Raw genomic sequence first — 8,642 nt, forward strand, 5'->3', positions numbered from 1 at the left:
GACCGCACGGAGGTCCTTACGGTCAGCGGCCGTTTCTCCGGGTACCCGGTGAAACCTGAGGCAGATGGGACTGGCGAGTGCCCTTCCTGAAGGTGCGAGCGGGCGACAGCCCGGACGACGTCTACGCCGCCGTCGTCGACTGGGCGGGGGAGCAGGGGCTCGAGCTCTACCCGCACCAGGACGAGGCGGTGCTGGAGCTGCTGTCGGGCAGCAACGTCGTGCTCGCGACCCCTACCGGTTCGGGCAAGTCGCTGGTGGCGGTGGCGGCGCACGCCGCGGCCCTGGCCCGCGACCAGGTCACCTACTACACCGCGCCGATCAAGGCGCTGGTCAGTGAGAAGTTCTTCGAGCTGTCCGCGACGTTCGGCACCGACGACGTCGGCATGCTCACCGGCGACGCCTCGGTGAACGCCGACGCACCGGTGATCTGCTGCACCGCCGAGATCCTCGCCAACATCGCGCTGCGCGAGGGTCGCGGCGCCGACGTCGGGCTCGTGGTGATGGACGAGTTCCACTACTACGCAGAGCCCGACCGGGGGTGGGCCTGGCAGGTCCCGCTGATCGAGCTGCCGGACGCGCAGTTCCTGCTGATGTCGGCGACCCTCGGCGACGTGTCGGACCTCGCCGGGGACCTGTCCCGGCGCACCGGCCGTGAGACGGCCTCGGTCACCGACGCCGAGCGGCCGGTGCCGCTGACGTTCAGCTGGGCGCTGACCCCGCTGGCCGAGACCCTGGAGGAGCTGGTCTCGACCCACCAGGCGCCGGCGTACGTCGTGCACTTCACGCAGAAGGACGCCGTCGAGCACGCCACGTCGCTGCTGCAGGCGTCCTACCTCGCGAAGCCGCCGCCGGAGCTGGCCGAGCGGCTGGCGGGCGTGCGGTTCACGGCCGGCTTCGGCAAGACGCTGTCCAAGCTGCTGAAGAAGGGGATCGGCGTCCACCACGCCGGCATGCTGCCGCGCTACCGACGGCTGGTGGAGCAGCTGGCGCAGGCGGGCCGGCTCACGGTGATCTGCGGCACCGACACCCTCGGCGTCGGCATCAACGTGCCGATCCGGACCGTGCTCTTCACCGGGCTCGCGAAGTTCGACGGCCGCCGGCAGCGGATCCTCCGCACCCGCGAGTTCCTGCAGATCGCCGGCCGCGCGGGCCGGGCGGGCTTCGACACCGCCGGGTACGTCGTCGTGCAGGCGCCCGAGCACGTCATCGAGAACGAGCGGGCCAAGGCCAAGGCGGCCGCGAAGAACGCGAGCAACCCGAAGAAGAACTCCAAGGCGCACCTCAAGAAGCCGCCGGAGGGCACGGTCGTGTGGACCGAGCAGACCTTCGACAAGCTCGTGGCCGGCGTACCGGAGCCGCTGGTGTCGCGGATGAAGGTCGACAACGCGATGCTCGTCAACGTCCTCTCCCGCGAGGAGGACGCCTTCCCGGTGCTGCGCCGGCTGCTCACCGACAATCACTCCGACGCTCGCGAGCAGCGCCGGCTCGCACGCCGCGCCCTGCGGCTGGCCCGCTCGCTGGTGCGCTCGGGCATCCTCACCAGGCTCGACGAGCCCGACCGGTTCGGGCGCCGCTACGTGCTCACGGTGACCCTGCCCGACGACTTCGCGCTCAACCAGGAGCTCGCCCACTTCGCGCTGGCGGCGCTGGACGTGCTCGACCCGGAGGCGGAGACGTACGCGCTCGACGTCGTCTCGGTGATCGAGGCGGTGCTCGAGCAGCCGCGGCAGGTGCTGTGGGCGCAGCAGCACGAGGCGCGCGGCGAGGCGATCGCCGGGATGAAGGCCGACGGCATCGAGTACGACGAGCGGATGCGCCTGCTCGAGGAGATCACCTGGCCGCGACCCCTGGCCGAGCTGCTCGAGGCGACGTACGAGGTCTACCGCGAGAGCCACCCCTGGCTGGACCCGGACGCGCTGGAGCCGAAGACGGTGGTCCGCGAGATGTGGGAGCACGGGATGGGGTTCACCGACCTCATCGGCCGCTACCAGCTGGCTCGCTCCGAGGGGCTGGTGCTGCGCTATCTCACCGACGCCTACCGCACGCTGCGACAGACCGTGCCCGAGCGGCACCGCCCACCCGAGCTCGAGGAGCTGGTCGAGTGGCTGGGGGAGACCGTGCGCCAGGTCGACTCCTCGTTGCTCGACGAGTGGGAGGCGCTGGCCGACCCCGCCCATGCCAGCGCAAGCGTCGCCGGGCATGCGCCACCGCCGCCGCCGCGGCCGATCTCGGCGCAGGCCCGGCCGTTCAGGGTGATGGTCCGCAACGCCCTGTGGCGCCGGGTCGAGCTGGCCGCCCGCGACGACGTGGCCGGGCTGGCGGCCCTGGAGGCCACGACGGCCGAGCTCGCCGACCCGCCGCTCGAGGTCGTGATGACGCGGACCGACTGGGACGCCGGCCTCGAGGGCTACTACGCCGACCACGACGAGATCCGGCTCGACGCCGACGCCCGCGGCCCCGACCTGCTCTCCGTCGAGGCGACCGGCCGGACCTGGGCGGTCCGCCAGACCCTCCACGATCCGGCCGGCGACCACGACTGGGTCATCGAGGCCACCGTCGACCTCGACGCCTCCGACGTCGCCGGCGAGGCCGTCGTTCTCGCCACCGCGCTCCGCCGCCTGGACGGCTGACCCGCGCCTTCGTCGTGCCGAGTCGGCGCTACTGCTCATCAGTAACGCCGACTCGGCGTGCTACTCGTCAGCAGCAACGCCGACTCGGCGTGCTACCCGTCAGCAGGAACGCCGACTCGGGGTCCGTAGGCTCGGGAGGGTGAGCGACGACGTGGACGTGCAGGTGAGCCAGAACGAGGACGAGCAGCGGTTCGAGGCGCGGGTGGACGGTGAGCTGGCCGGGTCGGCGTACTACGAGACGGCCGACGACCTCATCGTGTTCACCCACACCGAGGTCGACGACGCGTACGAGGGGAAGGGAGTCGGGTCGGCCCTGGCCAAGGGCGCGCTCGACGCCGTCCGCGCCGACGGGCGGCGCAAGGTGGTGCCGCGGTGCCCCTTCATCAAGGGCTGGATCGACCGGCACCCCGACTACCGCGACCTGCTGGAGCACGCGGGGTAGCACGCGGGACAGGTCGGTTCGCTCTCCACAGGTCAGTGCACAGGAGAGCCGATCCTGTGCAGGTGAGCGCCCCGGATACCACCGTCCCTCCACAGATTTCGGAGTCGCCTGGGGGTATCCCGCGTTCCCCTTGTCCGGTTCCGAGAGCCGCGCCTAAAGTCCGGGCGCGTCGGCCACAAGTCGCCGTGTCGACAAATTAGGTTGGGCCTCGGACAGCCCGGCACAGCCGAGCACAGCACAGCCAGGGTGGAGGACTCGATGAGCGAGCGCGGGCACCGGTTCGGAGCACGGTTCGGACGCGGAGCGGCAGCACCGGAGATGCCGCCGATGGTCTCGACGCCTCCGCCGCCACCGCCCGCCGCCCCTGCGGTGGCCGAGCCCGTCGCGACAGAGCCCGTCGTCACAGAGCCCGTCGTCACGGAGCCCGTCGTCACGGAGCCCGTCGCCTCCGTGCCCGCACCCTCGGCCATGGCTCCCGCGCCACCCGCGCCTCCGGTGGCACCGACTGCGACACCTTCCCCCGCCCCTTCCCCCACGACAGAGCCCCCCATGACCGAGCCCCTGCCCCTCGAACGACGCGAGCCCGAGCCGGAAGCGCCGGTCGTCCCGGCGACGATCGGCGAGCGCGGCCCGACCGGCCGGCCGATGCCGGTCATCCCCGAGCCCAAGCCGCTCGCCACCCACGGCCACGCCCGGGTGATCGCGATGTGCAACCAGAAGGGCGGGGTCGGCAAGACCACGACCACGATCAACCTCGGTGCCGCGCTGGCGGAGTACGGCCGCAAGGTGCTGCTCGTCGACTTCGACCCGCAGGGCTCGCTCTCGGTGGGCCTGGGGCTCAACCCCCACGAGATGGAGCACACCGTCTACAACCTGCTCATGCAGCCCGACGTGACGCTCCACGACGTCGTCGTGCCCTCCGGCGTGCCCGGCATGGACCTCCTGCCCTCCAACATCGACCTCTCCGCCGCCGAGGTGCAGCTGGTCCACGAGGTGGGCCGCGAGCAGACCCTGATGCGGGTGCTCGCGCCGGCGATGGACGACTACGACGTCGTGCTCATCGACTGCCAGCCCTCGCTCGGGCTGCTGACGGTCAACGCGCTGACCGCCTCCGACGGGGTGATCGTGCCGCTGGAGTGCGAGTACTTCGCGCTGCGCGGCGTCGCGCTGCTCAAGGGGACGATCGACAAGGTGCGCGAGCGGCTCAACCCGCGGCTGCGCATCGACGGGGTGCTCGGCACCATGTTCGACGGCCGCACGCTGCACAGCCGCGAGGTGATGGAGCGACTGGTGCAGGCGTGGGGCGACACGGTCTTCCACACCGTGATCCGCCGGACCGTGAAGTTCTCCGACTCGACGGTCGCCGGCGAGCCGATCACGACCTACGCGAGCTCCTCCGCGGGCGCCGAGGCCTACCGCCAGCTCGCCAAGGAGGTGCTCAGCCGATGGCCCGACGAGTGAGCCTGCCCTCGGCCGACGACCTGTTCCGCGCCACCCAGGAGGAGAAGGCCGCCAAGGCCCGCGGGCCGGTGCACGCCGTACCCGACCAGCCGGAGCCCGAGGTCGAGCCGCAAGCGCCGCGCAAGCCCAGCGGCCGGGTCAAGCACGACGAGAAGATGACCGTCTACGTCACCGCCCAGGAGCTGCTCGACCTCGAGCACGCCCGGCTCGCGCTGCGCGCCGAGCACGGCCTCGCCGTCGACCGCGGCCGTCTGGTGCGCGAGGCGCTGCACCTCGTGCTCGCCGACCTGGAGCAGAACGGCGATGCGAGCGCGCTGGTCCGCCGCCTGAACGAGGGATGACGATCACCGCCGAGCCGGTCGGGGCAGCGGAGGCGGCCGAGGCAGTCGGCTTCGAGCTGCACCTCGACAACTTCGAGGGCCCCTTCGACCTGCTGCTGAGCCTGATCTCCAAGCACAAGCTCGACATCACCGAGGTCGCGCTGTCGCGGGTCACCGACGAGTTCATCGCCCACGTGAAGGCCGCAGGCCCGGAGTGGGACCTCGACCAGACCTCGTCGTTCCTGCTCGTCGCGGCCACCCTGCTCGACCTCAAGGCCGCGCGCCTGGTGCCCCAGGGCGACGTCGAGGACGAGGAGGACCTCGCACTCCTCGAGGCCCGCGACCTGCTGTTCGCCCGGCTGCTGCAGTACCGCGCGTTCAAGGGGATCGCCGCTGTGCTCGAGGAGCGCCTGGCGGGGGAGTCGAGGCGGCACCCGCGCGCTGTGGGGCTGGAGGACCGCTTCGCCAACCTCCTGCCCGAGGTGCTCATCGGCATCGGGCTCGACCAGTTCGCGGCGCTCGCCGCGAAGGCGCTCGAGCCCAAGCCCGTGCTCGAGCTCGGGCTGAGCCACATCCACGCCGCCCGCGTGAGCGTGCGCGAGCAGGCGGCGATCGTGGTCGAGCGGCTGCGCCGCCAGGGCGCGATGACGTTCCGGGCGCTGTGCGGCGACTCGCCGGACACGCTGACGACGGTCGCGCGGTTCCTCTCGCTGCTCGAGCTGTTCCGCGAGGGCGCGGTCGGGTTCGACCAGGTCACCCCGCTGGGCGAGCTGACGATCCGCTGGACCGGCGACGACGACGCGGACGTCGACGACCTGGTCTCCGACGAGTTCGACGGCGTGCCGCCCGAGGCCGAGGCGACTGCCGACGCCCAGCTAGAGGCAGAGTCGGAGCCGATGGAAGCGCCCGAGGACCTGCCCGAGGCGTCGGCGGCCGAGACCCCGGAGGCAGAATGAGCACCGTGACCGACAGCGAGGCCGAGGCTCCCGCGCAGGAGACCCTGGTCGACGTACCCCTCGCGGCCCTGCGCGGCTCGCTCGAGGCCGTGCTGATGGTCGCCGACCAGCCACTCGACGCCGTGTCGCTGGCGACCGCGGTCGGCTACCCGGTGGAGGAGGTCGTGGCCGAGCTCCAGCTGCTCGCGGAGGAGTACGCCGAGCAGGGCCGCGGCTTCGAGCTGCGCAACGTCGCGGGCGGGTGGCGCTACTACACCCGCGAGGAGTACGCCGGCGTCGTCGAGGCGTTCGTGCTGGAGGGCCAGCAGGCGCGGCTGACCCAGGCGGCGCTCGAGACGCTCGCGGTCGTCGCCTACAAGCAGCCGGTCTCGCGCGCCCGGGTCTCGGCGATCCGTGGCGTCAACGTCGACGGCGTGATGCGGACGCTGCTCACCCGCGGCCTGGTCGAGGAGGCGGGGGAGGACACCTCCACCGGCGCCCACCTCTACCGCACCACGAGCTACTTCCTCGAGCGGATCGGCGTCGAGTCCATCGACGAGCTGCCCGAGCTGGCGCCGTACCTCCCCGACCTGGCCGACATGGAGGACCAGCTCGAGAGCCTGGCCGCCCACCCGCACCCCGAGACGCCCGAGCCGGGGCCGAGCACCGAGCCCGACGGGGGCACCGAACCCACGTGACCGACCCGTCGATCGCGACCGACGACGACGGGCTGGTCCGGCTGCAGAAGCTGCTCGCCCAGTCGGGCGTGGCGTCTCGTCGCCGGTGCGAGGAGCTGATGCTCGCCGGCGTCGTCACCGTCGACGGCGAGGTCGTGACCCGTCTCGGCACCAAGGTCGACCCGGCCACCGCCGTCGTACGCGTCGAGGGCAAGCGGCTGCCACCCGTCTCGGCACACGTCTACCTCGCGCTCAACAAGCCGCGCGGGGTCGTCTCCACGATGTCCGACCCCGAGGGGCGCCGCACGCTCACCGACGTGGTCACCGAGGCCGGCCGGTCCGAGCGGCTCTTCCACGTCGGGCGGCTCGACACCGACACCTCGGGCCTGTTGATCCTGACCAACGACGGCGACTTCGCCCAGCGACTGGCCCACCCGTCGTACGAGGTGGACAAGACCTACGTCGCCGAGGTCACCGGCGAGGTCACGAAGGCCACGCTGCGCGCGCTCCGTGACGGCGTCACGCTCGACGACGGCCCCGTCACGGTCTCGAGGGCCCGGATCGTGCAGCACGGCACCGGCAAGTCGATCGTCGAGGTCGTCATCCACGAGGGCCGCAACCGCATCGTCCGGCGACTGCTCGAGCACGTCGGCCACCCGGTCACCCGGCTCACCCGCACCCGCATCGGCCCGGTGCGCCTGGGCCAGCTCAAGTCGGGCGAGCTGCGTGACCTGACGAACGACGAGCTGGGCGACCTGCTGGACCAGACCCAGCTGTAGGGATCTTGGGACCTGGACGTCCTCGGGAGCCCGACGCGCGAGCCGTGTCGGAAGCTCTGGGACCATCGGTCCATGGCAGCGGTTCCGGACGCGCTGGCGCCGTACGTCACCTCGCTGGTGGCCTACGACAGCGACCTCGGGGCGCCGGGGGTGCACCGCGGGCTGCCGACCACGAGCCTGACGCTGGTGCTGCCGGTGGGTGAGGCGCTGGACGTCGGCTGGGGCGACGGCACGAGCCGGGCGAGGCGCTGGTCGACCGTCTCGGGGCTCGCGGCCGGCCCGGCGGCGATCCACCACGACGGCACCCAGCGCGGCATCCAGCTCGGGCTGACGACGGCCGGAGCACGCGCGCTGCTCGGCGTGCCCGCTGCCGAGCTCGCCGGCGAGCTGCTGGAGCTCGACGACGTCGCGCCGGCGCTGGCCGACCTGCCCGAGCGGCTGCAGGAGACGACCCTCCTGCGAGGGGTCGGGGTGGTGCTGCGGGCCCTCGGCGGGGCGCTCGCGCACCACGGGGATGCCCGCCCCCGCCACGAGGTGGGTCGCGCCCTGGCCGGGCTGACCCGTGGCGAGCGGGTCGAGGAGGTCGCCGACGCGGTGGGCTACAGCCGACGCCGACTCAGCTCCCTGGTGAGGCAGGAGACCGGGCTGGCGCCGAAGGCCTACCAGCGCATCGCACGGTTCGAGGCCACCCGCGCGCTCATCGGACGCCGGCCGCTGGCGCGGGTGGCCGCCGAGTGCGGGTACGCCGACCAGGGGCACCTCGCGCGGGAGTGGACCGACCTCGCCGGCTGCCCCCCGACCACGTGGCTCCGCGAGGAGTTCCCATTCCTCCAAGACCCGGAGCGTGGCGGCGTCGCAGGCTGAACCCATGACTGCACACGACACCAGGCTCTGGCACTCGATGTCCTTCGCCGATGCCACCCGGATGATGGAGTGGCTGACCGCGATCGGCTTCACCGAGCACGCCACCTACCGCGACGAGGACGACGCGTCGGTCGTCACCCACGCCGAGTGGCTGTGGCCCGGCGGCGGCGGGATCATGTTCGGCTCCAGGCGGCCCGACGGGGTGATCGACAACGTCGGCGGCTCGGCGGCATACCTCGTCACCGACGACGTCGACGCGACGTTCGAGCGGGCGGTCGCCGCCGGCGCGACCGTGGTGCGCGACGTGGTCGACCAGGACTACGGCGGCCGCGGTGGCAGCGTCACCGATCCCGAGGGCAACCACTGGTCCTTCGGCGACTACCAGCCGGGCTGAACACCCCCGCGAGCTTCGGCCCCCAATCCGCGGCGACTGCTCCGCGGCGCCTCGCTCGCTGCACTCGCTGCGGCGCGGGCGCCGCGGCTCGGAGGCCGATCGCGGGGCGCCGAGCTGCGCTCGGAACTACCGGGTCGCTG

9 protein-coding genes are annotated in these 8,642 nt (G+C 72.5%); all 9 read left to right on the forward strand.

What is annotated here, in order from left to right:
- Positions 1 to 77 precede the first annotated feature (77 nt).
- Positions 78 to 2,630 (forward strand): DUF3516 domain-containing protein, encoded by a 2,553-nt coding sequence (locus tag G514_RS0112585; protein WP_051247408.1) that lies wholly within the window; start codon positions 78 to 80, stop codon positions 2,628 to 2,630.
- A gap of 139 nt (positions 2,631 to 2,769) precedes the next feature.
- Positions 2,770 to 3,072: a GNAT family N-acetyltransferase gene (locus G514_RS0112590; protein ID WP_036564639.1), complete on the forward strand. Its 303-nt coding sequence runs from the start codon at positions 2,770 to 2,772 to the stop codon at positions 3,070 to 3,072.
- A 549-nt stretch (positions 3,073 to 3,621) separates the two neighbouring features.
- The gene (locus tag G514_RS0112595) at positions 3,622 to 4,533 is read left to right on the forward strand and encodes a ParA family protein (protein ID WP_051247409.1); all 912 of its coding nucleotides are present in this window, start codon (positions 3,622 to 3,624) and stop codon (positions 4,531 to 4,533) included.
- Complete coding sequence (locus G514_RS0112600; RefSeq protein WP_028652032.1) at positions 4,518 to 4,874, forward strand: hypothetical protein; 357 nt, start codon at positions 4,518 to 4,520, stop codon at positions 4,872 to 4,874. Before G514_RS0112595 ends, G514_RS0112600 begins: the two co-directional genes overlap by 16 nt.
- The gene (locus G514_RS26555) at positions 4,871 to 5,809 is read left to right on the forward strand and encodes a segregation and condensation protein A (protein ID WP_036564640.1); all 939 of its coding nucleotides are present in this window, start codon (positions 4,871 to 4,873) and stop codon (positions 5,807 to 5,809) included. Before G514_RS0112600 ends, G514_RS26555 begins: the two co-directional genes overlap by 4 nt.
- A complete protein-coding gene (scpB, locus tag G514_RS0112610) occupies positions 5,806 to 6,486 on the forward strand; it encodes an SMC-Scp complex subunit ScpB (protein ID WP_028652033.1) in 681 nt (226 codons plus the stop codon). The genes G514_RS26555 and scpB overlap by 4 nt, the downstream gene beginning before the upstream one ends.
- Positions 6,483 to 7,244 carry a pseudouridine synthase gene (locus tag G514_RS0112615; RefSeq protein WP_028652034.1) on the forward strand — a complete coding sequence of 254 codons (762 nt, stop codon included), beginning with the start codon at positions 6,483 to 6,485 and terminating at the stop codon, positions 7,242 to 7,244. Before scpB ends, G514_RS0112615 begins: the two co-directional genes overlap by 4 nt.
- Before the next feature lie 72 nt (positions 7,245 to 7,316).
- Positions 7,317 to 8,108, forward strand: coding sequence for a helix-turn-helix domain-containing protein (locus G514_RS26560; RefSeq protein WP_036564641.1), 792 nt, complete (start codon positions 7,317 to 7,319; stop codon positions 8,106 to 8,108).
- Positions 8,109 to 8,112: 4 nt separating this feature from the next.
- Entirely contained in the window at positions 8,113 to 8,502 is a 390-nt protein-coding gene (locus G514_RS0112625; protein WP_028652035.1) for a VOC family protein, read from the forward strand.
- Positions 8,503 to 8,642: the final 140 nt, after the last annotated feature.

It is taken from the genome of Nocardioides halotolerans DSM 19273 (genome assembly GCF_000422805.1).
In the GTDB taxonomy this organism is placed as follows: domain Bacteria; phylum Actinomycetota; class Actinomycetes; order Propionibacteriales; family Nocardioidaceae; genus Nocardioides; species Nocardioides halotolerans.

What these genes read in the sequence shown, in the direction of transcription:
- G514_RS0112595 (WP_051247409.1), top strand. Translation starts at nt 3,622, where the DNA reads ATGACCGAGCCCCTGCCCCTCGAACGACGCGAGCCCGAGCCGGAAGCG.
- G514_RS0112600 (WP_028652032.1), top strand. Translation starts at nt 4,518, where the DNA reads ATGGCCCGACGAGTGAGCCTGCCCTCGGCCGACGACCTGTTCCGCGCC.
- G514_RS26555 (WP_036564640.1), top strand. Translation starts at nt 4,871, where the DNA reads ATGACGATCACCGCCGAGCCGGTCGGGGCAGCGGAGGCGGCCGAGGCA.
- scpB (WP_028652033.1), top strand. Translation starts at nt 5,806, where the DNA reads ATGAGCACCGTGACCGACAGCGAGGCCGAGGCTCCCGCGCAGGAGACC.
- G514_RS26560 (WP_036564641.1), top strand. Translation starts at nt 7,317, where the DNA reads ATGGCAGCGGTTCCGGACGCGCTGGCGCCGTACGTCACCTCGCTGGTG.
- G514_RS0112625 (WP_028652035.1), top strand. Translation starts at nt 8,113, where the DNA reads ATGACTGCACACGACACCAGGCTCTGGCACTCGATGTCCTTCGCCGAT.